The organism is Streptomyces sp. PA03-3a (assembly GCF_033792735.1).
Taxonomy (GTDB): Bacteria; Actinomycetota; Actinomycetes; order Streptomycetales; family Streptomycetaceae; genus Actinacidiphila.
Genome location: NZ_JARAVM010000010.1, coordinates 26,837 through 50,871, shown reverse-complemented (window position 1 = coordinate 50,871; position 24,035 = coordinate 26,837). Strand labels below are relative to the sequence as shown.

At 72.1% G+C, this 24,035-nt stretch carries 24 protein-coding genes and 1 pseudogene; 10 read left to right on the top strand and 15 right to left on the bottom strand.

Annotation, left to right across the window (positions count from 1 at the left end; all coding sequences use genetic code 11):
• The first annotated feature begins 470 nt into the window (after positions 1–470).
• Positions 471–710, top strand: coding sequence for a hypothetical protein (locus tag PV342_RS14480; RefSeq protein ID WP_386990929.1), 240 nt, complete (start codon positions 471–473; stop codon positions 708–710).
• Between the two features lie 76 nt (positions 711–786).
• Here PV342_RS14480 and PV342_RS14475 read toward each other — a convergent pair whose 3' ends face one another.
• Positions 787–2,175 (bottom strand): sensor histidine kinase, encoded by a 1,389-nt coding sequence (locus PV342_RS14475; protein ID WP_400805450.1) that lies wholly within the window; start codon positions 2,173–2,175, stop codon positions 787–789.
• Positions 2,172–2,849 carry a response regulator transcription factor gene (locus PV342_RS14470; RefSeq protein WP_361003858.1) on the bottom strand — a complete coding sequence of 226 codons (678 nt, stop codon included), beginning with the start codon at positions 2,847–2,849 and terminating at the stop codon, positions 2,172–2,174. Before PV342_RS14470 ends, PV342_RS14475 begins: the two co-directional genes overlap by 4 nt.
• A gap of 107 nt (positions 2,850–2,956) precedes the next feature.
• On the opposite strand from PV342_RS14470, the gene PV342_RS14465 reads away from it, so the two are divergent.
• The gene (locus tag PV342_RS14465) at positions 2,957–3,517 is read left to right on the top strand and encodes a hypothetical protein (protein ID WP_400805448.1); all 561 of its coding nucleotides are present in this window, start codon (positions 2,957–2,959) and stop codon (positions 3,515–3,517) included.
• On the opposite strand, the gene PV342_RS14460 is transcribed toward PV342_RS14465, so the two are convergent.
• Positions 3,514–4,377, bottom strand: a complete 864-nt coding sequence (locus PV342_RS14460; RefSeq protein ID WP_391578396.1) for a spermidine synthase — start codon at positions 4,375–4,377, stop codon at positions 3,514–3,516. The two genes, PV342_RS14465 and PV342_RS14460, sit on opposite strands and share 4 nt — an antisense overlap.
• Before the next feature lie 34 nt (positions 4,378–4,411).
• Complete coding sequence (locus PV342_RS14455; protein ID WP_400805446.1) at positions 4,412–4,801, bottom strand: hypothetical protein; 390 nt, start codon at positions 4,799–4,801, stop codon at positions 4,412–4,414.
• Between the two features lie 198 nt (positions 4,802–4,999).
• Here PV342_RS14455 and PV342_RS14450 point away from each other — a divergent pair, with 198 nt between their 5' ends.
• Positions 5,000–6,346, top strand: coding sequence for an NsdA family TPR-like regulatory protein (locus PV342_RS14450; RefSeq protein WP_500317359.1), 1,347 nt, complete (start codon positions 5,000–5,002; stop codon positions 6,344–6,346).
• A 96-nt stretch (positions 6,347–6,442) separates the two neighbouring features.
• Here PV342_RS14450 and PV342_RS14445 read toward each other — a convergent pair.
• The 6 genes and pseudogenes from PV342_RS14445 to PV342_RS14420 form a co-directional block, all read right to left on the bottom strand.
• Positions 6,443–7,374, bottom strand: a protein-coding gene (locus PV342_RS14445) for an IS5 family transposase (RefSeq protein ID WP_500317357.1) whose coding sequence is annotated in 2 segments (ribosomal slippage) — positions 6,443–6,958 and positions 6,961–7,374 — 930 coding nt in all. Because the reading frame shifts where the segments join, the coding sequence is not laid out codon by codon here.
• Positions 7,375–7,427: 53 nt separating this feature from the next.
• A complete protein-coding gene (locus tag PV342_RS14440; RefSeq protein WP_361003847.1) occupies positions 7,428–7,922 on the bottom strand; it encodes a hypothetical protein in 495 nt (164 codons plus the stop codon).
• Between the two features lie 5 nt (positions 7,923–7,927).
• A complete protein-coding gene (locus PV342_RS14435; RefSeq protein ID WP_500317356.1) occupies positions 7,928–12,745 on the bottom strand; it encodes an RHS repeat-associated core domain-containing protein in 4,818 nt (1,605 codons plus the stop codon).
• Positions 12,746–12,916: 171 nt separating this feature from the next.
• Positions 12,917–13,174, bottom strand: coding sequence for an SUKH-3 domain-containing protein (locus PV342_RS14430; protein ID WP_500317462.1), 258 nt, complete (start codon positions 13,172–13,174; stop codon positions 12,917–12,919).
• 5 nt (positions 13,175–13,179) lie between these two features.
• Positions 13,180–13,380, bottom strand: a pseudogene (locus tag PV342_RS14425) (SUKH-3 domain-containing protein); the annotation flags it as partial.
• A gap of 116 nt (positions 13,381–13,496) precedes the next feature.
• Complete coding sequence (locus PV342_RS14420; protein WP_400805443.1) at positions 13,497–14,117, bottom strand: hypothetical protein; 621 nt, start codon at positions 14,115–14,117, stop codon at positions 13,497–13,499.
• A 36-nt stretch (positions 14,118–14,153) separates the two neighbouring features.
• Here PV342_RS14420 and PV342_RS14415 point away from each other — a divergent pair, with 36 nt between their 5' ends.
• The 3 genes from PV342_RS14415 to PV342_RS14405 are packed head-to-tail and all read left to right on the top strand — an operon-like array spanning position 14,154 to position 15,979.
• Positions 14,154–14,915: a GNAT family N-acetyltransferase gene (locus PV342_RS14415; protein ID WP_500317354.1), complete on the top strand. Its 762-nt coding sequence runs from the start codon at positions 14,154–14,156 to the stop codon at positions 14,913–14,915.
• Between the two features lie 51 nt (positions 14,916–14,966).
• Complete coding sequence (locus tag PV342_RS14410; protein ID WP_400805439.1) at positions 14,967–15,782, top strand: helix-turn-helix domain-containing protein; 816 nt, start codon at positions 14,967–14,969, stop codon at positions 15,780–15,782.
• Entirely contained in the window at positions 15,779–15,979 is a 201-nt protein-coding gene (locus PV342_RS14405) for a DUF397 domain-containing protein (RefSeq protein WP_396346506.1), read from the top strand. Before PV342_RS14410 ends, PV342_RS14405 begins: the two co-directional genes overlap by 4 nt.
• A gap of 22 nt (positions 15,980–16,001) precedes the next feature.
• On the opposite strand, the gene PV342_RS14400 is transcribed toward PV342_RS14405, so the two are convergent.
• The 4 genes from PV342_RS14400 to PV342_RS14385 form a co-directional block, all read right to left on the bottom strand.
• Positions 16,002–17,474 (bottom strand): GH1 family beta-glucosidase, encoded by a 1,473-nt coding sequence (locus tag PV342_RS14400; RefSeq protein WP_386990952.1) that lies wholly within the window; start codon positions 17,472–17,474, stop codon positions 16,002–16,004.
• Positions 17,475–17,544: 70 nt separating this feature from the next.
• Positions 17,545–18,462, bottom strand: coding sequence for a carbohydrate ABC transporter permease (locus PV342_RS14395; RefSeq protein ID WP_386990954.1), 918 nt, complete (start codon positions 18,460–18,462; stop codon positions 17,545–17,547).
• A 5-nt stretch (positions 18,463–18,467) separates the two neighbouring features.
• Entirely contained in the window at positions 18,468–19,499 is a 1,032-nt protein-coding gene (locus PV342_RS14390; protein WP_386990956.1) for a carbohydrate ABC transporter permease, read from the bottom strand.
• A gap of 5 nt (positions 19,500–19,504) precedes the next feature.
• Complete coding sequence (locus PV342_RS14385; protein WP_400805437.1) at positions 19,505–20,851, bottom strand: ABC transporter substrate-binding protein; 1,347 nt, start codon at positions 20,849–20,851, stop codon at positions 19,505–19,507.
• A gap of 158 nt (positions 20,852–21,009) precedes the next feature.
• Here PV342_RS14385 and PV342_RS14380 point away from each other — a divergent pair, with 158 nt between their 5' ends.
• The 3 genes from PV342_RS14380 to PV342_RS14370 all read left to right on the top strand — a co-directional run bounded on the left by PV342_RS14380 (position 21,010) and on the right by PV342_RS14370 (position 22,913).
• Positions 21,010–22,038 carry a LacI family DNA-binding transcriptional regulator gene (locus tag PV342_RS14380; RefSeq protein WP_500317351.1) on the top strand — a complete coding sequence of 343 codons (1,029 nt, stop codon included), beginning with the start codon at positions 21,010–21,012 and terminating at the stop codon, positions 22,036–22,038.
• 127 nt (positions 22,039–22,165) lie between these two features.
• Positions 22,166–22,354, top strand: a complete 189-nt coding sequence (locus PV342_RS14375) for a hypothetical protein (protein WP_018563959.1) — start codon at positions 22,166–22,168, stop codon at positions 22,352–22,354.
• A 55-nt stretch (positions 22,355–22,409) separates the two neighbouring features.
• Positions 22,410–22,913 carry a pyridoxamine 5'-phosphate oxidase family protein gene (locus tag PV342_RS14370; RefSeq protein ID WP_400805435.1) on the top strand — a complete coding sequence of 168 codons (504 nt, stop codon included), beginning with the start codon at positions 22,410–22,412 and terminating at the stop codon, positions 22,911–22,913.
• A gap of 7 nt (positions 22,914–22,920) precedes the next feature.
• On the opposite strand, the gene PV342_RS14365 is transcribed toward PV342_RS14370, so the two are convergent.
• Positions 22,921–23,697, bottom strand: a complete 777-nt coding sequence (locus tag PV342_RS14365) for an isocitrate lyase/PEP mutase family protein (protein WP_400805434.1) — start codon at positions 23,695–23,697, stop codon at positions 22,921–22,923.
• Between the two features lie 108 nt (positions 23,698–23,805).
• Between PV342_RS14365 and PV342_RS14360 the strand changes: the two genes are divergently transcribed.
• On the top strand, positions 23,806–24,015 hold the full coding sequence (locus PV342_RS14360; protein WP_018563956.1) for a hypothetical protein: 210 nt from the start codon (positions 23,806–23,808) through the stop codon (positions 24,013–24,015).
• Positions 24,016–24,035: the final 20 nt, after the last annotated feature.

Below are 24,035 nucleotides of genomic sequence, written 5' to 3'. Positions count from 1 at the left end.
GTGCTGAACTGCCGGCCGGGGCGCCCGTGTGGGGGGCGGAAATGGTCGCGTGCGGCCTCAGCCGCCGTGGGCCGCGAAGGCCTTGGAGCGGGCGCCCGCCTCCCCGGTCACCTCCCGGAGGAAGGCGACCCCCAGGGTGGGGCGGCGGCGGTGCGAGTTCCTCATGAGCCGCACGCTAGCGATGCCGATTCGGACAAATGCCCAGAGCTGTGCGGGCGTTCGGATTCTTATGGCGCGCTTAAGGGAGCCATCGGGGCCGGTTAATGGTTCGGACCTCTGCGTCGCCCGATGCGCATCCGGCGGTGTCGGCGCATGTCAAGCCCCGAATTCCCGGGAGGTGACGCGGCGCGGCGGGCCGGGGTCAATGGAGGTACGGGTTCACGCGGAACGGACGACCCGGGGGAACCGCCCCGGACCCGACCGACCGGCCCCTTCCTCTCACCGCAACCGCACACCGAAGGAGACTTCCCATGACGCGCACACCTCGCACACCGCGTCCCCGCCGCCTGCTGGTCCTCGCCGCGTCCGCCGCCCTGGCCGCGGGAGGCGCGCTGATCCCCACCACCGCCTTCGCGGCTCCGGCATCGCCTCCGGCGTCGGCGCCGGTGCGTGCCGGCGCCGTGAACGGATACGTCACCGAGGACTACTGCTACGCCGGGGAGGACGCCTATTACGTCTATTACGACTACTGCGACGTCTACCGGGGTTGACCCGCCGGTCGCGGGATCCGGCCGGGTCCCGAGCGGCGGTGGCCCACCGGAGTGGCCCACCGGAGCCCGCCGCGGTTCAGGCCTCCGTGGTCGCGGCGGGGCGCCTCAGCCGCCTGCGGCGCACCACCCGGTGGTTGCGCTTGCCGCCCGTCGCGAGCGGACGCAGCGCGATCCACACCCGGATCTCCGCGCCTCCCAGCACCGAGGCGCCCAGGCGTACGTCGCCCCCGGTCGATTCCGCGAGGCGCCGTACGATGTCGAGCCCGAGGCCCGTCGAACCGTCCCCGCCCGCGCCCTGGCCGCGCCGCATCGCGGCCGCCGGGTCGGAGATGCCCGGGCCGGCGTCGGAGACCAGCACGATCACCGCCTCCTGGCTGCTGTGCACGTCCACCGCGAAGGCCGTGCCCTCCGGGGTGTGCCGGAAGACGTTGCCGAGCATCGCGTCCAGCGACGCCACCAGGTCGCTCCGGAACACCGGTACCCGCACGGGGTGTTCGACGCCGGCGGTGCTCACCTCGCGCCCCTGGTCCTCGGCGAGCGCCGACCAGAAGGCCATCCGCTCCCGGATCACCTCGGCCGCGTCGCAGCCCACCGCGACCGGCTGGCTCTGCGCCTGCTGGGCCCGCGCGGTGCGGATGATCTGGTCCACCTCGCGCTCCAACTGGGCCACCGCGTGCCGGGTCTGCTCCCCGGCCGGACCGTCGCCGAGCGAGGCGGCGTTGAGCCGCAGCACCGTCAGCGGGGTGCGCAGCCGGTGCGACAGGTCGGCGGCCAGCTCCCGCTCGTTGGCGAGCAGTTGCACCACCTGGTCCGCCATCGCGTTGAACGCCATGGCGGCGGAGCGCAGTTCGGCCGGGCCGTCCTCCGGGACGCGTACGGTCAGGTCCCCGCGGCCCAGGCCGTGCGCGGCCTCCGCGAGCCGCTTGGCGGGGCGCACCATGCGGGTGCCCAGCCGGTCCGCCACGGCCACCGCACCGACGATCAGGGCAACGCCGACCAGCGCCAGCACCGCCCATGCGGCGGTGACCCCGCGGCTGACCTCGCCGTCCGGCACGAACACCTCGACCACCGCCACCGACCCCGAGCTGACCGCGGTCGGCTGCAGCAGGGCGTAGCCCCCGGCCACCGGGACGGTGGAGGCCCGGCCCAGCTCCGAGGCGCGTTCCAGGTCGGCGTCCGGCGCGTGCGGGTCGCCGATCCGCACCCCGGCCGTGCCCTCGGTCGCCGGCACCCGCACCGCGATCCGCCCGTCGGCGCCCGCCTGGGTGGAGGCCACCGCCCGCTCCAGCTGGATGCGGTCGGTGGTGATCGCCAGCGCCGGGCCTATCGCCGCGGCCTGCCGTTCGGCGTTGCCGATCGCCCGGTCACGGGCCATCTCCTTGACGGTGAGCGCCAGCGGCACCGCGAAGGCGACGACGACCATGGCCGTCACCGCGACGCAGACCTTGACCAGCGCCCACCTCACCGCGGTGGCTCCAGCTTCACTCCCACCCCGCGCAGCGTGTGCAGGTAGCGCGGCCGGGCCGCCGTCTCGCCCAACTTGCGGCGCAGCCACGACAGATGGACGTCGATGGTCTGGTCGTCGCCGTACGACTGCTGCCACACCTCGGACAGCAGCTCGCGCCGCGCCACCACCACGCCCGGCCGGGCCGCCAGGAAGGACAGCAGGTCGAACTCACGGCGGGTCAGGTCCAGCGGGGCTCCGTCCAGGACGGCCTGGCGGCGCAGGACGTCGATCTGCAGCCCGCCCACCCGCAGCACCCGGTCCGCCTCGTGGGTGCGGGAGCGGCGCAGCACCGCCGTCATGCGGGCCGACAGGTGCTCGACCGAGAACGGCTTGATGAGGTAGTCGTCGGCGCCCGCGTTGAGCAGCCGCACGATCTCCGACTCGTCGTCCCGCGCCGTCGCGATGATGACCGGCACGTCCGTGATGCCGCGCAGCATCTTCAGCGCCTCGGCCCCGTCCAGGTCCGGCAGGCCGAGGTCCAGGATCACCACGTCGAAACCGACCTGCGCGACCTCCCGCAACGCCTCCAGGGCGGTGCCCACGCTCCGTACGGTGTGCGCGGCCTCGGTGAGGTGCCGGATGAGGGCGGAGCGCACGAACTGGTCGTCCTCGACCACGAGCACACTTGCCATGGCCCGCAACCTAGCCCATCAGGGGGATGCCGGTGGGCGCGAGCACGTCAGGACGGGAAGCGCAACCCCCGGCTCCGTTCCGGGGGTGCGTCCGGCACCATGGGCGGATGCGAAAAGGACTGGCGCACGCCGGAGCGTGGACGCTCGCCACGAGCGCCGCCGTCGCGCTGTCGTGGTTCGGCGTCCACCACGTGCTGGCGGGCACGGCCTACGACCCGCCCCGGGCCCTGCCGATCTCCGAGCCGGTCGCCGAGAAGGTCCCCGCCCCCACGCGGTCCCCGGACGGCGCCGCCTCGGACCGGGCCGCCGGACCCCGGGCCGCGGGCGGCCCGGACGGGGGCGCCCGGGCCACGCCCCGCACCAGCCCCTCCACCGCCCCGGCCCGCCCGCGCGGTTCGGCCACCCCCGCCAGGACCTCCTCCGCCGACACCGGCAACGTGCACGGTTACACGGTCGAGGGCGGACGGGTCGTGCTCGACCTCGGCGAGACCTCCGCGACCCTGGTCTCGGCGACGCCCGACTCCGGCTGGGAGATGAAGGTCTGGAAGCAACCGGAGTGGATCCGGGTCGACTTCGTCTCGGCCACGACGACCTCCTCGCTCTTCTGCACCTGGAACGGGCACCCGCCCACGGTCGACACCTACAAGGCGCAGAACACGGGCGGTTAGCGGAACACCGACTCCGGGGGGACGGGGGAGGCCGCCGCCGTGGCGTCCGTGACCGCAGCCGCGCCGCCCGCGAAGGCCTCCAGCTCCCTGCCGTGCTCCACCCGCCCCGGGTGCGGGTCGGAGGCCACGCGCCGGGTGAACTCCGCGACGGGCAGCTCGCCGTCCGCGGCCACCAGGATCACGTTGCCGAAGCGGCGTCCCCGCAGCACGGCGGGATCCGCCGCCAGGCACGCGTGCGGGAAGCACGCCCGCACCGTCGCGATCTGCGCCCGCAGGAACTCCAGCCGTCCGCCGTCCGCCACATTGGCGGCGTAGAGCCCGCCGGGTGCCAGCGCGTGCCGCACCTGCGCGAGGAACTCCGTGCTGGTCAGGTGGGCGGGAGTGCGGGCCCCGCCGAAGACGTCCGTGATCACCAGGTCCGCCCAGGCCTCCGGGACCTTGCCCAGGCCCTCGCGGGCGTCGCCGCCGCGCACCTTGATGCGCCAGGTGCGGTCCCAGGGCAGCTCCCGCCGCACCAGCTCGACCAGCGCGGTGTCCAGCTCCACCACCTGCTGCGTCGAGCGCGGCCGGGTCGCCGCGGTGTAGCGGGCCAGGGTCAGCGCGCCGCCGCCGAGGTGCAGCACGCGCAACGGGCGGCCGGGCGGGGCGGCGAGGTCGACGACGTGGCCGAGCCTGCGCTGGTAGGAGAAGTCCAGGTGCTCCGGGTCGTCGAGGTCGACGTGCGACTGCGGTGCCCCGTCGATCAGCAGCGACCAGCCCCGTGGCCGGTCCCGGTCCGGCACGAGCTCGGCGAGGCCTCCGCCGACCTGCTCGCGTATGCCTTCGGGTGCCTTCGTCGTCCTCGTCCTGCGCGGTGCCATGCCACCCAGTATGGGCGGCGGGCGCAGGGCCGGCTCAGAGCCGGTCGGCCAGCTCGATCATCCGGGCCGCCTCGCCGAGGGCGTCACGCAGCACCGCCGGGTCCGTCACGGCGGTGTCGTTGCGCGGCGGCACGAGCCAGCCGGTGCCCGCCCCCGGCGGCTCCCGCAGCTCGCCGGGGACGGTGAAGCCGCCGCCCGCGGTCTGCGTGCAGGCGCTGCCCGGCAGGTCCCAGCCGTCGGCCGTGCCGGGCGGCACCAGGAAGCCGAGGCTGTCACCCGAGCTGTCGTGCAGCACGGGCCCGAGGCCGGTCCGCATGCGCAGGATGTCCACGGCCTCCAGTCCCTGCCGGGAGGGGACGGTGACCAGGTCCCATGGCTCGTCCAACAAGGCGAATCCTCCTTGGGGTCGGACGGTGGGTTGCACGGTGGATTGCACCGTGTCCAACGCGCGCGGACGTCAACAGCTACGCCTCCCTGACGCCGTCAGGGGTGGCGTTTCATGGCGAATGGAGGGTGAGATATCCCTTTTGTAGCCAAACCCCCGGTACGCGGACCCTCTCAGCGAGTACGGTCGTCGCGCCGCCACCCGGCACCGCACCGACCGTCCAACGGGAGCCCGGCGATGGACTCGTCACCTTCCACCCCCAACACAGCCTTCCGGCGCCTGCGCGGAGACCGGTCCCCCGGTGAGTTCGCCGCCGCCGTACGCCGCGCGGGGCGGGACATCGGCGAGCAGGTCAGCTGCGACGCGCGCTACATCGGCCGCGTCGAGTCGGGTGAGATCCGCTGCCCCAACTACGCCTACGAGCGGGTCTTCCGGCACATGTTCCCCGGGCGCGACCTCGCCGACATGGGCTTCGAACCGCGTGAACTGGTCCGCGGCCGGCGGGTCCCGGCGGCCGCGGCCCCCCGGCCGGTCCCGCGGCCGGCCCCGCGGCCGAGCCCGTACGAGACCGAGACCGACGAGGAGAGCGACGTGCTGCGTCGCGCGTTCATGACCGGCGGCCCGGCCGCCATCGCCACCACCCTCGTGCTGGGGCCCGCCGCCGTGGCGCAGACGGTGCACAAGGTCGGCAGACCCCAGGCCCGGGCCGTCCGCGCGGCCGTCCGCGAGATCCGCCTGCACGACGACCGGCACGGCGCCGGCGCGCTCTACCGCCAGGCCGGCCACTCCCTCGGCGCCGCGTACCGCCTCCTCGACGAGGGCACCTACAGCCAGGCCGTCGCCGAGGACCTGATGGGCGGCGCCGGTGAACTGGCCATCTCCGTCGGCTGGCTGGCCCACGACTCCGGGCGCCTGGCCGACGCGCGCTCCTTCTACGGCGAGGCACTCGCCACCGCCCGCATGGCCGGCGACCGCGCCCTGGAGGCGCACGCCTTCTGCAACGCCTCCTTCCTCGCCCGCGACGCCGGCCGCTCCCGCGAGGCGGTCCGCGCCGCCCAGGCCGCCCAGCAGGCCGCCCGCCACCTCGGCTCACCCCGCCTGCTCTCGCTGCTCGCCCTCCGCGAGGCGGGCGGCTGGGCCGGCCTCGGCGACCGCCCCGGCTGTGAACGCGCCCTCGCCCGCGCCCACACTCTCTTCGGCCGCGGTCCCAGCGCCGCGGACCCGGAGTGGATGACCTTCTACGGCGAGGCCGAACTCTCCGGCCTGGAGGCCCAGTCCTGGTCCGCCCTCGGCGACCACCACCGTGCCGCCGAGCACGCGCGGCGCGCGGTCGGCCTGCAGGCCCCGCACTTCACGCGCAACGCCGCGCTGTACACCGCGGAACTCGCCAACAACCTCGCCTCGGCCCGCCGGGTCGACGAGGCCACCGACGCGGGCATCCGCGTCCTCGACCTCCTGGGCGGCGTCCAGTCCCCGCGCGTGCGGGGCATGCTCGCCTCCGCCGCGCAGACCCTCCAGCCGTACTCCCGGCGCCCGGACGTCGCGGAGTTCCTGCGCCGGCAGGCGGAGTCGCGCAGCGCCTGACCCGGCGAGCCCGCGCGGGCGGCATGTGTGCGGACTCGCGCCGACCGGCCCATTACCGGAACAGGCCGCCGGCCCGTCTAGGACTTGTCCGGCCGATCATGTGCGGAGCCAGATGACGAGTGTCGCTGCGGTGGCGGTGCCGAGGTAGACGTAGCCGCGCTTGTCGTAGCGGGTGGCCACGGCCCGGTGCTGCTTGAGTCGGTTGATGGCCCGTTCGATGGTGTTGCGTTTCTTGTACCGCTCGTCGTCGAAGCCGGGCGGCCGTCCGCCGCGTGAGCCTTTGCGCAGGCGGGCGGCCTGAGTGTCAGCCTTCTCCGGGATGGTGTGCCGGATGCCCCGGCGTCGCAGGTACTTGCGGATGATTCCGTTGCTGTATGCCTTGTCCGCGGCGAGGCTGTCGGGCTTCTTGCGGGGCCTGCCCGGGCCGAGCTGAGGAATGCGGATTTTGTCCAGCACCTGCTTGAACTGGGTGCAGTCCGCCCGCTGGCCTGGTGTGACGATCAGGGACAGCGGGCGGCATCGGCCGTCGGCGCTCAGGTGGAGTTTGCTGGTGAACCCGCCCCGCGAGCGGCCCAGGCCCTCACTTCCTGCACCACCTCCACCAGGCGGGCGTGCAGGCTCTGCCACGCTGTTTCGCCCTGGTGTTCTGGCTGTTCGTCCCCCTTTTGCGCGGGGGCCGGCGGTGGGTCGTTGCGGGCGCCGGCCGCGTGCTGATGAGCGCGGACGATGGTGGAGTCCACCGAGATGTCCCAGTCGATCTCACCGGCTGCGTCCGCCGCGGCCTGGACCTGCTGCAGCAAACGTTCCCACGTCCCGTCCGCCGACCACAGCCGGTGCCGTTCATACACGGTCTTCCACGGCCCGAAGCGTTCCGGCAGGTCACGCCACTGCACCCCGGTCCGCACTCGGTGCAGAATCCCGTCGATCACCTGCCGGTGATCGCGCCACCGGCCACAACGCCGGTTACTGACCGGCAGGAACGGCCGCAGTCGTTCCCATTCAGCATCGCTCAGGTCACCCCGCCCCATGTCCACATCAACGACGCGGACGGCGAGTAGTCACATGATCGTCCGGACAAGTCCTAGCCGTCGGCGAGTTTGTAGTCGTAGTAATCCGCGGGCCCGGTGAGGACGGCCTGGAAGTACAGCGGTTCGCCGTCCGTGTCGAGAGGGACTTCGTGCCCGGCAACCCGCGTGAACCCCAGGGACAGCCCGGGTACGAAAGCGTAGAGCCGCTCGTCCAGCACCGTGAGTCCCATGCCCTCGAGCCGTTCGAGCAACTGCCGTGCCGGGGTGCGGAAGACGTCGAGACCCCGGAAGGTGACGTTCACCTCCTCGGGGCCCGGCCGCGGGATCCACACCTCCGCGGAGGTGAGGGCCTTGCCGTCCCTCAGAGTGAAGGTGATCTCGAACTGCGGATGGACGGCCAGCACCTTCATGGGGCGGAAGACGCTCGGAGCGTCCTCGTCCTGCACCTGGATTCTTCCGAGTCCGGCGGCCGCTTCCTTGACATCCGCCGCCGGCATGCCCAGCGGAAATCCGGTAATGCCGTTCGGCGGGTCCAGTTCGATGTCCATGCGCGTCATTGTAGGAGGCAGGTCCGGACGGTCCATCCGTTGTCTTTCAGGTACTTCTGGAACTTCCTGTTGTTCGGCAGGGAGTCGACCATCTCCTTGATGGCCGCGTCGTACTTCGTCCCGTGGAGGCGACGGATCTCGTCGATGTCCATCTTCATCGCCTCGTCGAACTTGCCCTGCCGGATGAGGCTCTTCTGCGCGGCGCGCCAGGCGTCGGCCTCGGCGCTGGAACCCGTGCTGATGAAGTTGCGGTGGTCCTCGTACTCCATCCGGATCGCCGGGCCCGTCGATTCCTTGAGGTCGGTGGTCAGCCCGAGGTCCAGGTAGGTCGCCTTGGCCGGGATGTGGTTGACCTCGTACCGCGTGTCGTCGCTGCCGTCCGTCCAGTTGGCCGGGGTCAGTTTCCCGTACCAGCCGCCCCAGCCCGAGGGCTGCTTCGCGAGGCCGAACGGGTCGATCCAGTACAGCGGGTTGGGTACGTACGCGTGCGGGTTCGGGCCGGCGTTGAGGCCCAGCGGGTCGCTGCTCAGATAGCGGCCCGTGGCGGGGTCGTAGTAGCGGAAGTGGTTGTACTCGAGTCCGGACTCCTCGTCGTGGTACTGCCCGGGCCTCCCGAGAGGGCAGGACTCGGGGTCGTCCGCGGTGTGCCGTAGCCGGCGGCCCCACAGGTCGGTGCCCGAGGACCACACGACCGCGCCCCCGGGGTCCACCATCTCGCTCGGTGTGTCGACCAGGTCGGTGACGATGGCGAAGAAGCGTTCGTCGACGGGGCCCTGCGCCCCGTCATCGGGGCGCCACGCGCGCTCCGTCTGGGACAGGGGCTTCCATGTGCCCGGCTCCCAGTCCCAGGTGAGCGTGCGGCGGCTGCCGTCGGCGAGCGAGCTGTGCTGCTCGACGATCCGCGCGCCCTCCCAGACGAACAGGCTCTCCTCCACGACGACGGCCTGCCCGCCGTCCCGTTCCTCGACCCGCTGCTTGGCGACACGACGGCCGAGCGGATCGTAACGGTAGGTCCAGGAGCCGCGATCCGGGGTGGCGACGCCGATCAGGCGGTCCTCCTCGTCCCACCTGTACCTCCACTCCCGACGCCGGCCGGAGAGCGTACGCGCCAGGGTCCGGACGACGCGGCCCCGGTCGTCGTACTCGTAGTGCGTGCGCCCCGCGCTGCGCAGCAGGGAACCCGTGTAGGCCCGTTCGCCGGCGGTCGCGCCGTCGGGCACCCGGGAGTCCTCGGCGTAGGTGATGTTGCCGAGCGGGTCGTAGGCGTAGCGCTCGGTCCACGACCGGCCGCTGACACGGGTGACCCGCCCGGCCGGGGACAACTCGTACTCGCGCCTGCCGCGCAGCTTGTCCTCCACGACGGCTGGCATCCCGTCGGCGCGGTATCCGTAGGTGCGTTCCTGCAGGTTGGCGTAGGCGTCGCCGGGGTCGGCCGTCGCGTCGTACGACCATATGGACTGGGCGCTCAGCCGGTTGCACACGTCCCAGGCCTGGGTCAGCGCGGCGCCCGCACCGAGGAAGCGCGCGGTCTCGCGTCCGCTCGCGTCATAGGTGAAGGTCAGGGCGCCGAGGGGGCCGGCGAGGCCGGTGTGCTGGTTGTTGGCGTCGTACGTCCACGTCGAGGTGATGCCGGACGGAGTGGTACGGCTCGTGCACCGCCCGAGGGCGTCGTACGTGTACCTCGTGGTCCGGCCGTCGACGGTGTCGCTGACGACGCGCCCCACGGCGTCATGGGCGTACTCCACCAGGCTGTCCCGGCCGTCGACGCGTGTCAGCAGACCGCGCGCGTCGTAGCCGAGCCTGGTCGTCGATCCGTCGTGGTTCCGGCGCTCGGTCAGCTGACCGAGCGCGTCGTAGGAGAAACCGGTGGTGCGGCCGGCCGAGTCGGTGATCTCCAGCAACTGGTCGGCGCCGTCGTGCACGTAGGACAGGCGCCTTCCGTTGAGGTCGGTCTCGCTGACGATGTGGCCCGCCGCGTCGTAGCCGTAGTGCCAGGCGGCACCGTTGGTGGAGACGGAGAGCAGCCGCAACTCCGTGTCGTAGGCGAACCGTTGTTCCTCCCCGTCGGGCGTGACCAGCCCGGCCAGGCGCCCGAAGGGGCCGATCCTGAAGCGCGTGACCGCCCCCGCCTGGTCCTCGTGGCCCACGACGTTGCCCTCGGCGTCGTAGGTCCAGCGCTCCCGTGAACCGTCGGGGTGGACGCGTTCGGTGATCTCGCCTTCGAGCCGGCGGACGAACCGGGTCGTCGCGCCGAGCGGGTCGGTGAAGGCGAGTCTGCGCCCGAAGGCGTCGTACATCACCCTGGCCGTCTGCCCGAGTCCGTCCGTCACGGCGGTGATCAGGCCCGCGGCGTCGGTCTCCATGTGCCGTGTCTGACCCAGGGGATCGGTCACGGACCTCAGGCGGCCCTGTGCGTCGTACTCCCGGACGGTGCGGGAGCCCGCCGCGTCGGTCGTCGTGAGCAGGTTGCCGTTCCCGTCGTAGGTGAACGCGGCGACGAGCGTGGCGCCCCGGCGCACGGCGGCGATCTGACGGAGTTCGGTGTACTGCATCTCGACCGTGCTGCCGTCCGGCTCGGTGATCCGCACGGGGTCGCCGTGGCCGTCGAGGTCGAAGGTGGTGGTCCGGTTTATCTCGTCGGTGCGAGCGGTGACCCGGCCGAGGGCGTCGTACCCGGTGATCCTCGCGTTTCCGAGCGGATCCACGGTCCGCAAGACCCGTTCCCGCTCGTCGTAGTGGTACTCGGTCGCATGGCCGAGGCTGTCGGTGACCGTGGTGATCCGGCGCGCGGTGTCGTAGGTGAAGACGGCGGAGAGGTTCCCGCCGTCGCCCACGCCTCGTACGACGCGTCCGTCGTCGTCGTAGAGGTACTCGTAGCTCTCGCCGTTGCGGTCGATCCACCGGGTGATCCGCCCGGCGTCGTCGTACTCGTAGACATAGGGCAGGCCCGACGAGTCGGTGATGCCGGCCAGCCGGCCGTCGGGGTAGTACCGGTAGCCGACGACGGCGGTCCCCGGACCGAGTCCCGGGCCGTCGAGCAGGCGCAGCCCTTCGACACGCGGTCCCGCCGCCGTGGCCACCGTGTCGACGGCGACCCTGTAGCCGCAGGTGTGGCGCACCTCGGTGGGCACGCCGTCCTCGTCGCGGACGAAGACCACGCGATGGCCGTTCCGGTCCGAGAGGGCGGAGACCGGCCGGGTGCCGCCGATCAGCCCCGGCGTGACCGGTGAACCGTCGAAATGCCGCGTCCAGCCCCGGTCCGGGTCCTCGATCCGCACGGTGTCGGTCTCGTGGTCCCACGTCAGCGGCCAGCGTGCCCCGGACTCGGGGTACACGGCCTGCCCGGATTCCGCCGGGAACGGGTAGTGCAGTATCTGCGCGTCGTCCCCCGCGTAGTGGACGCCCGTCACGTCGATCTCGACGCGCTGGTCGAGTGTGGACGACCAGCCCGGACCGTACAGCTGCCCTCCGACGTAGCCGGACGCGTACGCGCGGCGCAGGACCAGCGGCAGCAGCCCGCGCATCACCAGGTCCGTGGTGGAGGTGATCATCTGGCCCGAGACGACGTCCACCGGGTCGCCGGCGGTCCGGCAACTGCCGTTGCCGCCCGTGGACTGGCCTCCCCTGCCGGCCCCGGCCAGGGACGGATCCCCCTTGCCCGGCCTTCCCCGGCCGCCGGGGCCGCCTCTGGTGGAGTCGAGGGTGGTGCCGGCGTCGGGGCCCTTGGGGTCGTTCCTGCCGCCCTTGGCGATGCGGTCCAGGTCGCCGGCGATCCTGTCGTCGTTGTCGCGGTGGTTGCGGTGCATCTGCTGGAGGCCCTTGCGCATGTCGCCGCGCACATGGGCCACGGCCTTCTCCGCGGCCTCACCGATGCCGTCCACGATCTTTGTGGCGATCGGCATGATGTGCTCCGCGAGCTCGCCGCGGCCGCCGGTCCGCCCCTTGGCGGTGCGGGCGCGGCCCATGTGTCCCTTCGACCTGCTCTGCAGGGAGCCGGTGATGCCGTCGAGCCGGGTGTCGATCCGGTCAAAGCTGTCGCCGTCGCTCTGGAAGTGACTGCCGCCCCCGGCTCCGCCCCCGCCGCCGCCCCCGCCCCCGCCCCCGCCGCCTCCGCCTCCGCCGCCTCCGGCGCTGGCGAGGGTGAAGCCGTCGGCCTGCTTCCTGGCGCCGTCGACGCCTTCGCCGAAGCCCTCCTTGCCGGCGTCGGCCGTCCGGCCCAGGTCGACGCCCTTCTGCAGGCCGAGGGCGTTCGAGCCGACCTGGATGACCAGGTCGGCCGCCATCGACTCCAAGGCGGCGTAGATCGGGGCGGTGGCGATTGACATCAGCTGGTCGACGACCTGGTTGATGACCTCGCGGAAGATCTTCTTCACGATCATCCGGGTCGCCTGGGTGGCGGCGGCCCCGGCGAAGCTGGACAGCCCGAGCGTGACGGGGGCGGAGGCGATCGTCGCGGCTATCTCCACGGCCAGGATGCCCAGTTGCACGATCGCGGCGCCCTTGGCGACCTCGATGGCTATCGCCACTCCGTCCAGCGCGACGGCACCCATCCGCGCGGCCTCTGCGAGATTGGCCAGATGCGTGCCCCTGACCTTGCCCCAGTGGGCTTCGAAGGCGTCCATGGCGGCGCCCGCGTTCGCGCCGAGCAGCTCCTGCACGGCGGTGTGGGCGTCCATGGCGCCGCCGTCGATGTCGTCGGCGAAGTCCCTTAGAGACGTCGCCATTTCGCGGTAGTCGTCCTCGTCGACATTCGGCCAGGCGACGCCGATCAGGTCGAGTACGTACGCCAGCTCGTCGGGCAGCACGACGCCCACAACGGACACCCCCGTGTCTCTACTGGTCTTCGGCAGCAGAAGTATTGACGGTTCGTGAGCATATCCAGCTCCACGATCCCGCCGATTTCAACCGGCCTTGATCGAGCCTCGGCGGTCGGTGATCAGGACGCTCCACTCCCCGGGCCGCCGGCCGGGCGCGGCGCCGCGCCGCGCGCACGGTCAGGCGTAGAGATCCGCCGCGTCCCGCAGAGTCCTCCCGGACAGGCGCCGGGCGAAGGCCTCGTGCGCGTCGTGGCCGAGGAAGTACGGGCCGGTGCCGTGCAGGTAGGACACCCGCCCAAGGTCGTCCAGCTGCACGATCCCGCCCTCCGAGGGCTCGTGGGCGACGGGGAACACCGGCCGGCCGAGGCCGGCCGCCGGCTCGGCGAAGTCCTCGGCGTCGCCCGGGCAGCCGACGGGCCGGACGGCGAGGGCGATCTCGGGGCCTTCGGGTACGGCAGACGCAGCAGCCCGTACGTGCGCAGGAAGTCCAGGGCCGCGGCCGGCGGCGTGAGCGGGAAGCCCTGGCGCGCGGCGTCGCGCGGCCGGAAGGCGAGGTGCTCGTCGATCCGTTCCCGGACGTCCCGCCCGGCGTACCAGCCGTGCTCCTCCAGCCACCGCCGGACCGTCGTCGCGTGCGCCATACCGGCGACGCCCTCGTGACCGCGAGCAGGTCGGTCTCCTGCTCCTCCCGGCGCTCGTAACGCGTCGGGGCCGTGCTCGTCGTCGACGGACGGCGGTGCACGGCCACCGCCGTCCCCTACCGCCGCGGCCGGACGGCGACGCCCGCGCGGCGGTAGGCGCCGTACGACGTGGCGTCGCTCCCGTCGAGCAGGATCACGTACGCGTCGCCCCGCGCCCAGCGGACGTGCCGTGTGGCGTCGATGTCCTCGTACGGCCAGGGGCCCGCGGCTTCCGGCTCCCCGAGGCGCTCGCGCAGCAGCGCCGCCACCCGCAGGTACTCGGCGTCGTAGTCCGCCGCCGTCGCCTCGCCCCGTACGTCCGGGCGGCTGTGCCAGGGCCCGAACTCGTTGTCCCACTCGACCGGGTCCTCGGGGTCGGCGAAGTACGCGAAGGGGTGCAGGACGTAGCTGCCCGCACGGCACCCGGTGTGGGCGCACACGGCGTCGGGGGAGCCGTCGTCCACGCAGCCGGGAGGACCGCCGAGCTCCAGCCACCACTCGTCGACGTCTTCCTCGCGCCCGGGGAGGAACTGGATCTCCCACCAGCCGATGTCGGGCCCCTCCTCCTCGTCCTCCGGGATCTCCCAGCCGTTGGCCACGAACGCGTCCTCGACCGCCCGGCGGCTCCACGGCAGGCCGGCCAGCGCGACCATCCGGTCGGCGAAGTCGTCGTCGGCCTTGAGGAGTTGCATCGCCATGGCTCACGACCCTAGCGTCCCGCCTAGGCTGCCCTCATGACCGGACCGGAACTGCGGGGGATCCGCGCCTTCGTCGTCGCCTTCGCCCGCCGCCAGGCCGCGCGCACCGTCGAGCTCCCCGGCGGCTTCGCCGTCCTCGACGACGCCTACGCGCACTCGCACGGCAACAACCACGTGGTCGTGGACGGCGACGTCGACCCCGAGGCGCTGCCCGTCCTCGCCGACGAGGCGCTGGGCCACCTGAAGCACCGCGCGATCACCGTCCTGGACGACACGACGGGCACCGCCTGCGCCGGGCCCCTGATCCGCGCCGGCTACCACCACTCCGCCGAGCTCGTCATGCTGCACACCGGCCCGGTCCCGGACGGCGGTCCCGCGGAGGAAGTGGACCTCGACGCCTTCCGCGAACCCCTCGCCCGGCGCTGGCGCGGCTTCCTCCCGGAGGCGGGTGAGGACGTCGTCCGCCAGCTCGTCGACCGCCGCGAGATCCGTCACCGCGGCGCGGACGTCGTCCGTTTCATCGGTGCGCGAACGCCCGAGGGCGACGTCGCGTCCTGGGCGGACCTCTACATGGACCGCGCGTCGCGCACCGCCCAGGTCGAGGACCTCATCACCGCCGAGGCCCACCTCGGGCACGGCTACGCGGACGCCGTCCTGGCCACGGCCCTGCGCCAGGCCGTCGACGCCGGCTGCGCCACCCGCTTCCTGGTCGCCGACGCGGACGACTGGCCCCGGCTCTGGTACGGCCGCCGCGGCTTCACCGTCGTGGGCCGCTTCCACAGCTTCGGACGCGGCTGACGGTGCCCTTCCGTAGTCTTGTGGACACGGAGAGTGCGGGGGTGGGTGCGGATGAACGGCGAGGCGACCCGGCCGCCGATGGCGTGGCGGTACTGCGGCAACCAGGTCAAGCTCTGGCGTGAGCAAGCGGGCGTCACACGCGAGCAGTTGGCCCGCGAGGCGGCGTACGGCTACGAGACGGTGAAGTCCATGGAGCAGGGCCGCCGCCGGCCCAGTTCCCGTTTCCTGCAGATCGCGGATCAGCTGTGCGGTGCCCAGGGGAAGCTTGCCGCAGCGGAGGCGTACCTCAAGCCGGAGAGGTTCCCGGCGAGGTCGCAGGACTTCTTCCGCTACGAGGCGGAGGCGGTCAGCCTCTGGTCGTACGAACCGCTGTTGATCCCGGGCCTGCTCCAGATCGAAGCCACCGTGCGCGCCCTGCTCGGCGCGCACCGGCCGCCGCTCGACGACGAGGTTCTCGAAGAGCGGGTCCGGGCACGGCTGGAACGTCAGGCCCTGCTGCGGCGCAGTCCACCCGTGGAGTTCAGCTTCGTGGTGTACGAGGCGGCTCTGCGCTGTCCGGTGGGCGGCTCTGACACGGCGAGGCGGCAGCTTGTACACCTGCTGGACGTGGCCGGCCTGCGCAATGTCTCCTTGCAGGTACTGCCGTTCGCTGCCGGCGCGCACCCTGGACTCAACGGGCCCATCGTGCTGCTGGAGACCCGCGAGCACGAACGACTGGCCCTCACGGAAGGGCAGTCACTCAGCCTGCTGACCGCGGACCCGGAACAGGTGGGTGCGCTGACGCAACGACATGGCATGATCCGGACGGAGGCCCTCGGCGCCGATGAGTCGGCGCGATTCATCAAGCGGATGGCGGGTGAGGCATGAGCGGCAGACTGTCCTGGCGCAAGTCGACGTACAGCGACACGGAAGGCAGCAACTGTGTCGAGGTCGCCACCACCCCGCACCGCGTGCACGTCCGGGACAGCAAGGACCCGGACGGCCCCGCCCTCTCCTTCACCCCCGCGGCCTGGGCGGAGTTCCTCCGCGACGTGGGACGGGACGCGGCGCCCCCCTCCGAATAGTGCGCCGCGTCCCGCCGGTCCGTCAGGACGCGGTGTCAGCCTCCGCCGCGTCGGGGAGCGCGCCCGTGCGGGCGACGCCCGCGTACCACAGGGCGCTGGACTTCGGGATGCGCTCCTGCGTCTCGTAGTCGACGTAGACCGCGCCGAAGCGCTTGTCGTACCCGTACGCCCACTCGAAGTTGTCCATCAGCGACCACAGGAAGTAGCCCCGCACGTCGGCGCCGTTGCGCATGGCGCGGTGGACCGCCTCCAGATGGACGCGCAGGTACTCCACCCGCTCCGGGTCGTGCACGGCGCCGTCGGGGCCCACGGAGTCCTCGTAGGCCGCGCCGTTCTCGGTGATGAGCAGCGGCAGGTCGGGGAACTCGCGGTTCATCCGCATCAGCAGGTCGTACAGGCCCGTGGGGTCGACGGACCAGCCCATCGCGGTCCGCTCGCCCGGGGGCTGGTGGAAGGCGACGTCGTCCGCGCCCGGCCAGGGGGAGAACTCGCTGGAGCCGTGGCCGTCGCTGCGCGGCCCGTCGACGGAGGCGCCGTCGGACACCAGCGTGGGCGTGTAGTAGTTGATGCCGAGCACGTCCAGCGGGTGGCGCTTGATCGCGGCGAGGTCGCCGTCCTGGACGAAGGACCAGTCGGTCAGGCCGCGGGTGTCCTCCAGCAGGTCCTGCGGGTACGCGCCCCCCAGCAGGGGGCCGGTGAAGACCCGGTTGCCGACGGCGTCGATGCGGCGCGCGGCGTCCACGTCGGCGGGGGAGCCGGTGAGCGCGCGGACCTGGTGCAGGTTGAGCGTGATGCCGAGCTGGGCACGGGCCGGGAGGACCGAGCGCAGGGCCTCGGCGGCGCGGCCGTGGCCCAGGTTGAGGTGGTGGGCGGCGCGCAGGGCGGCGACCGGGTCGGTGCGGCCCGGGGCGTGGACGCCGGAGCTGTAGCCGAGGAAGGCGCTGCACCAGGGCTCGTTGAGGGTGGTCCACAGCTGGACGCGGTCGCCGAGTGCCTCGCCGACGATCCGGGCGTACTCGCCGAAGCGCTCCGCGGTGTCGCGGGCGGGCCAGCCCCCGGCGTCCTCGAGCTCCTGCGGCAGGTCCCAGTGGTACAGGGTGACGGCCGGCTGGATGCCGTGTTCCAGCAGCTCGTCGGTGAGCGCGCGGTAGAAGTCGAGGCCGCGCTCCACCGCGGGACCGCGGCCGGTGGGCTGGACGCGGGACCACGAGACCGAGAACCGGTAGGCGCTCAGGCCGAGGTCGGCCATGAGGCGCACGTCGTCACGGAACCGGTGGTAGTGGTCCGCGGCGACGTCGCCGGTGTGGCCCTCGAAGACCTTGCCGGGGGTGTGGCTGAAGGTGTCCCAGATCGACGGGGTGCGCCCGTCCTCGGCAGCGGCGCCCTCGATCTGGTACGCGGCGGTGGCCGCACCCCACAGGAAGCCGGGCGGGAACTGGTGGCCGCCTACCGCGGCGGTGCCGCTCGCTGCGGGACGAATGTCGGACGCTGTCATACGGGAGCGCTCCCATCGGAACGAGTGAACAAGAGGAGTAAGGGGGGAGGGCTGCGGCCGGGCGAGGGGGTCAGCCCTTGACCGCGCCCTGCATGATGCCGCCGACGATCTGCTTGCCGAAGATCACGAAGACCAGCAGCAGGGGGAGCGTGCCGAGCAGCGCGCCGGCCATGATGACGGACTCGTCGGGGATGTAGCCGCGGCCTAGGCTGGTGAGCGCGACCTGCACGGTCGGGTTCTCCTGGGTCAGCGCGATGATCGGCCAGAAGAAGTCGTTCCAGGCCGCGACGAAGGTCAGCATGCCCAGGACCGCCATCGCGGGCCGGGCGGCCGGGAAGACCACGTGCCAGACGATCCGCAGGCTGCTGGCGCCGTCGACGCGGGCGGCCTCGATGATCTCGGTGGGCAGCGCCTGGGAGAGGTACTGCCGCATGAAGAAGACACCGAAGGCGCTGACGAAGGTCGGCAGGATGACCGCCTGGAGGTGGTTCGTCCAGTCGAGGTCCGCGATCCACAGGAACAGCGGCACCACGCTCAGCTGCGGCGGCACCATCATGGTGCCGATGGTCAGCATCAGCAGGAAGTTCTTCATCTTGAACTGCAGCTTGGCGAAGGCGAAGCCGGCGATCGTCGAGAACAGCACCGTGCCGAGGGTGATGCTGCCCGCGACGATGGCCGTGTTCAGCAGCGCCGTGCTGAGGTTGGCCTCGGTCCACGCGGTCTGCAGGTTGCTGAAGAGGTTCGAGCCGAACCAGAACGGCGGCGGGGTCTGCGCCAGCCGCGAGTTCGTCCGGGAGGCGGCGATCGCGGTCCACACCAGGGGGAAGAGCGATATCGCCGTGAAGACGATCAGCACGATGTAGGTGAACGGGCCCGCGTGCAGCTGCCGTCCGGCCTTGGGCGCCCCAGGGGTGCGGCGCTTGGGCTTGGGGGGCGCGTCCGCCGGTTCGGCCGCCTGATCCGTCGGGTTGGTCGAGATGGTGGCCATCGTCGTCACCCCTCGTGGTTCTTGCGCAGCCAGCGGGCGACCAGCCCGTTGACGGCGGCGATCAGCAGCAGGAGCAGGAACATGGCCCAGGCGATGGCCGAGGCCCGCCCGAGGTGGTAGTTCGTCCAGCCCTGCTCGTACAGGTAGAGGCCCAGCGTCTGGAACTGGTGGGAGGAGCCGCCCTTCTCACCGCCGGGGCCGCCGAAGAGGAACGGCTCGCCGAACAGCTGCGTGGCGCCGATCGTCGAGACGACGATCGTGAAGAGGATCGTCGGCCGCAGCATCGGGATGGTCACGTGGCGGAACTGCTGCCAGCGCGAGGCGCCGTCCAGCGCGGCGGACTCGTACAGGTCGTGCGGTACGGCCTGCATGGCGGCCAGGTAGATCAAGGTGTTGTAACCGGTCCAGCGCCAGATCACGATCGACGACACGGCGATCTGCGAGGACCAGGTGCCCGCCCGCCAGTCGATGTGGTGGCCGAACCCGAGGTGCTCCAGCACCCAGTTGATCATGCCGTAGTCGGTGCCGAACATCAGCGTGAAGACCAGCGTCGCGGCGGCGACCGAGGTGGCGTACGGGGTGAGCATCGCGACCCGGAAGAAGGTCGAGCCGCGCAGCTTGTAGTTGAGCAGGTGGGCCAGGCCCAGCGCGATCAGCAGCTGCGGGACGGTCGAGATCACACCGATGGTGAACGTGTTCTTCAGGGCGTTCCAGAAGAACTCGTCCTCCAGCAGACGGGTGTAGTTGTGGAAGCCGACGAACTCGCGCGCGTCGAGGTTGGTCAGCTCCACCCGGTAGAAGGAGGACCAGCCCGTGTAGATCAGCGGGAAGAGGCCGAAGGCTGCGAAGAACAGGAAGAAGGGCGAGACGAAGGCGTACGGCATCGCCTTGACGTCCCACCGGTAGCGGCGGCTGCGCCAGCGGCCGCGTCGCTCGTCACGTGCGTCGCGCGGACGGCCGGAGCCGCCGCGCGGGGCCGCGCCCCCCTCGGAGGGGGGCGCGGTCACTGCGGTCTTGTCGGAGACATCCGAAGCCATGCGTGTCACTGGTCCAGTGCGTTGTCGATTTCCTTCTCGGCAGCCGCCCAGCCCTGAGCAGGGGTCTTGCCCTGCTGCTCGACCTGCAGGATGCCGACGTCGGTGATGGCCGTGTAGATCTGCTGGTCCTTCGGGCCGATCACCAGGGTCGGGATGCTCTTGGCGGCGTCGGCGAAGATCTGGCCGATCGGCGCGTTGTTGAAGTACTCGTGCTTGGCGTCCTTGACCTCGGGCAGGTCATAGGCACCCGGGGCGCTCGGGAAGCTCGCCTGCTTGGCGAAGACCTTGGCCTGCTGGGCGGGGGCGGTCAGCCACGCGGCCAGCTTGACGGCCTCTTCCTTGTTCTTGCCGGCCGAGGGCACGCCGATGAAGGAGCCGCCCCAGTTGGCGGGCTTCGGCGCGGCGGCGACGTCCCACTTGCCCTTGCCCGCGTCGCCGGCCTTCTCCTGGATGTAGCCGAGCATCCACGACGGGCAGGGGAGCGACGCGAAGCGGCCGTTGGCGAAGCCCTGGTCCCAGGCCTTGTCGAACAGCTTCAGCTTGGCGGTCATCTTGCCGGTGGTGGCCTCCATGGCCAGGTTCCAGGCCTCCTTCACGGAGGGGCTGGTCTTGTAGATGACCTTGCCGCTGCTGTCGTAGTAGCGCTCGGAGGCGGAGTTGCTGATCGCCTGGTAGAGACCGGCGGAGGAGTCCAGGAACGTGGTGCCCTTGGGCGCGTTCTCGGTGTAGGTCTTGCCCGCGTCCAGGTACTTGCTCCAGTCACCGGCCCACAGCTTGCCGACCTCGGCGCGGTCGGTGGGCAGACCCGCCTTCTTGAACAGGTCGGTGCGGTAGCAGATGGCCATCGGGCCGATGTCGGTGCCGAGGCCGACGGTCTTGCCGTCGGGGGTGCTGGCCTGGGCCCACTTCCAGTCGAGGTAGTTCGACTTCTCGACACCCGCGGCCTTGGAGAGGTCCTCGAACTTCGCCGCCTGGGTGGAGACGATCTCGTTGATGTTGCCGACCTCGATGGCCTGGATGTCGCTCAGGCCGCTGCCGGCGGCGAGGTGGGTGAGGAGCTGCGGGTAGTAGGCGTCGTTCCGCTCGATCACGTTCTCCTTGATCGTGATGTTCGGGTGCGCCTTCTCGTACTCCTCGTACAGACCGGCCTGCTTGTAGCCGAAGACACCGAAGGTGCCGACCGTGAGGGTGATCTTGCCCTTGCCGTCGCCCTCCGAGCCACCCGCCTTCGCGGGCTCGCCGCTGTCCTTGGAGCAGCCGGCGAGCAGGCTCACTCCGAGCGCCGCCACTGCGGTTATCGCTACGGCCGCGGTACGGCCTCGTGGCCGGGACGACGTCCTTGTCGTGCGCATTCGGGTCCTCCGGGATACGTGCGGGAAGTGTACGTGTTCGCTAGTGTGGGAGCGCTCCCACATGTGATGTGTTGAAGAGTCTCCGTTCCCCGATGAGGTGTCAAGGGAGCAGACGCTCTAAGTTGGCGCAGTTACCACCTCGTGATTGGGAGGCCGTAATGGTGATCGGCGGACGGCGCAGCGGAAGGCCGACGCTCGAGGAGGTCGCCGCGCGGGCCGGAGTGGGCCGGGGCACCGTCTCCCGGGTGATCAACGGATCACCTCGGGTGAGCGACCATGCCAAGGCCGCGGTCGAGGCCGCCATCGCCGAACTCGGCTACGTCCCCAACCGCGCGGCGCGCGCCCTGGCGGGCAACCGTACGGACGCGATCGCCCTGGTCATCCCGGAGGCCGAGACCAGGCTCTTCGCCGAGCCGTACTTCTCGGACATCATCCGGGGCGTGGGCGCCGAGCTCGCCGACACCGACATGCAGCTGCTGCTCACACTGCTGCGGACGCCCAAGGAGCGGCAGCGCTTCGCCCAGTACCTCACCGCCCACCGCGTCGACGGCGTCCTGCTGGCCTCGGTGCACGAGGACGACCCGCTGCCCGACCTGCTGGAGCAGCTGGAGATGCCGACGGTGCTGAGCGGCCGCCGCTCCGACCTGGAGTCGGTGTCCTACGTCGACTCCGACAACGTCGGCGGCGCCCGCTCGGCGGTCGCGCACCTGCTGGGGCTCGGGCGCAGGAGCGTCGCGACCATCACCGGCCCCCTGGACATGTACGTCGCCCGCTGCCGTCTCGACGGCTACCGCCAGGCGGTCGAGGGTGCGGGGCTGCTCCACGACAACGCGCTCGTCGCGGCCGGTGACTTCACCGAGGAGGGCGGCCGCGCCGCGATGCGGGCGCTGCTGGAGCGCCGCCCCGGCGTCGACGCCGTCTTCGCGGCCTCCGACGTCATGGCCGGCGGCGCGCTGCAGGTGCTGCGCGAGAAGGGCCGGCGCGTGCCCGACGACGTGGCGCTGATCGGCTTCGACGACTCCGCCGTCGCCCGCCACACCGACCCGCCGCTCACCAGCGTGCGGCAGCCGATCGAGGAGATGGGCCGCACCATGGCGCGGGTGCTGCTGGAGGAGATCGCGGCGAGCACCGCCACCCGCCGGCACGTCGTGCTGTCGACCGAGCTCGTGCGCCGCGAGTCCGCCTGACCGCCGCGCGGCCGGAGCGCCCCATGGGGGAGTGAGCCCCGTCACGTGAGGAGGCTCACGGTGTGACATGGGCCCACGAGGGCGTCAACCAGGGCTCTTTGTCACACCCCTCTCCTAAAATCAAGGCATGCCACCGACCGTTCTGGACCGTCGATCCGTCGAAGCCGCCAATGAGGCCATACGGCGGTACGTCGCGGGCCGGCGCACCTGGTCGCGCGCCGAACTGGCCGAGCTGGACCGCCTCCGCGGGATCTGGCAGGCCGCCCGCCAGGGCCAGGGCGACGCCCCGGCCGGCCGCCTTCCGGGCGAGGAGTGATCCCGCCCCGGCAATGCCGACAGAAGATGTCGGGTATGCCGGGGAGCATGGCGGCATGACGACCAGCTGGACAGACCTCGAAGAAGCACAGCCCGGATTCGCCGAGGCCGTGCGCACCCGATTCGGCGGCTACAAGCACCACGTCCTCGGCACCCTCCGTGCCGACGGCTCACCGAGACTCAGCGGCATCGAGGCCGAGTTCCGGTTCGGCGAACTGTGGCTCGGCATGATGCCCGGCTCCCGCAAGGCCCTCGACCTGCGGCGCGACCCGCGCTTCGCGCTCCACGTCAACCCCGGCCCCGGCACCTCCATGGACGGCGGCGACGTGCGGATCTCCGGACGCGCCGTCGAGGTCACCGACCCGGCGGCGATCGCCCGCTTCACCGGCGAGGTGACGGTGCCCGAGGGGCCCTTCCACCTCTTCCGCGCCGAGATCGCCGAGGTCGTGCGCACCTATGTCGAGGACCCCGACCTCGTCCTGCAGGTGTGGCGGCCCGGCGCCCCGTTGCGCACGATCCGCCGCGGCAACGACGAGTCGCCCCCGCGCACGGACGGCTGACGCATCGTCAGGCCTTGGGGAAGGGGCTGTCCCCGCGCGCCACGGCCGCGACGAGCCCGGTGAAGTACTCCTGCACCAGCTGGTGGAGCTGGTGGCCGAAGCTGATCCGCGCCACCCCCAGCTCCGCCAGACGCGCCGGCGAGGGGCCGCCGGGCCAGGACAGCACGTTCACCGGGCGGCCGTCCACGGCCTCGACGACGGCCCTGACGGCCGTCTCGTCCAGCGCCCCGATGGGATAGACGCAGTCCGCGCCGGCCTCCAGGTACGCCCGCATCCGGTCCGCCGCGTCCGCCAGCCGCTCCGCCGGGCCGCCCGCGCCTCGGACGAAGCGGTCCGTCCGGGCGTTGATCACCAGATCGGGGTCCGCCGCGCGCAGGCCCGCGAGGTACTCCGCCTGCTCCCCGGCGTCGGCCGGCGCCCCCGTGCGGTGGTCGGTGTCCTCCAGGTTGCAGCCCACGGCACCGGTCGCGGCCAGCCGCTCCGCCAGCTCCGCGGGCTTCATCCCGTAGCCCCGCTCCATGTCGGCCGTCACCGGTACGGGGACGGCCCGGGCGATGCGGGCGACCGCGGCGAGCATCTCGTCCGCGGGCGTCCCCTCCCGGTCCTCGTACCCCAGGGCGGGCGCCACGGCCGCGCTCCCGGTGGCGACCGCCGGGAAGCCCGCGTCGGCCACGGCGCGGGCCGAGGCGCAGTCCCAGACGTTCGGCAGGACCAGCGGGTCGCCCGGCACGTGCAGGGCGCGCAGCCGGGCGGCGAGGGCGGTGCGGGAAGGCTCGGTGCTCATGCACTCCACGCTACGAGCGCGGGCACGGGCCCGCCGAGGGCCATTCACCGCCCGCGAGGCGGGGCCACTTCGGGTGCGCGGTGCGCCGGGGTGCCGCAAGCTGGACGGGTGAGCACCACCCCGATCGTCGTGTCCCCCGTCCAGGCCGGGGACCCGCCCTTCCGCATCGTGCAGATCGACGGGCAGCCCGTCGGCATCGCCCATGACCTGCTCGACGTCGTCCGGATCGCTCACGACGCCGGCCGGAAGCACGTCGACTTCGACGATCCGCAGGCCGTGCGCTGGCTCGGCGGGGGCAAGTACCACTGGTCCCCGTGAGGACCGCGGGACCTCCGGTC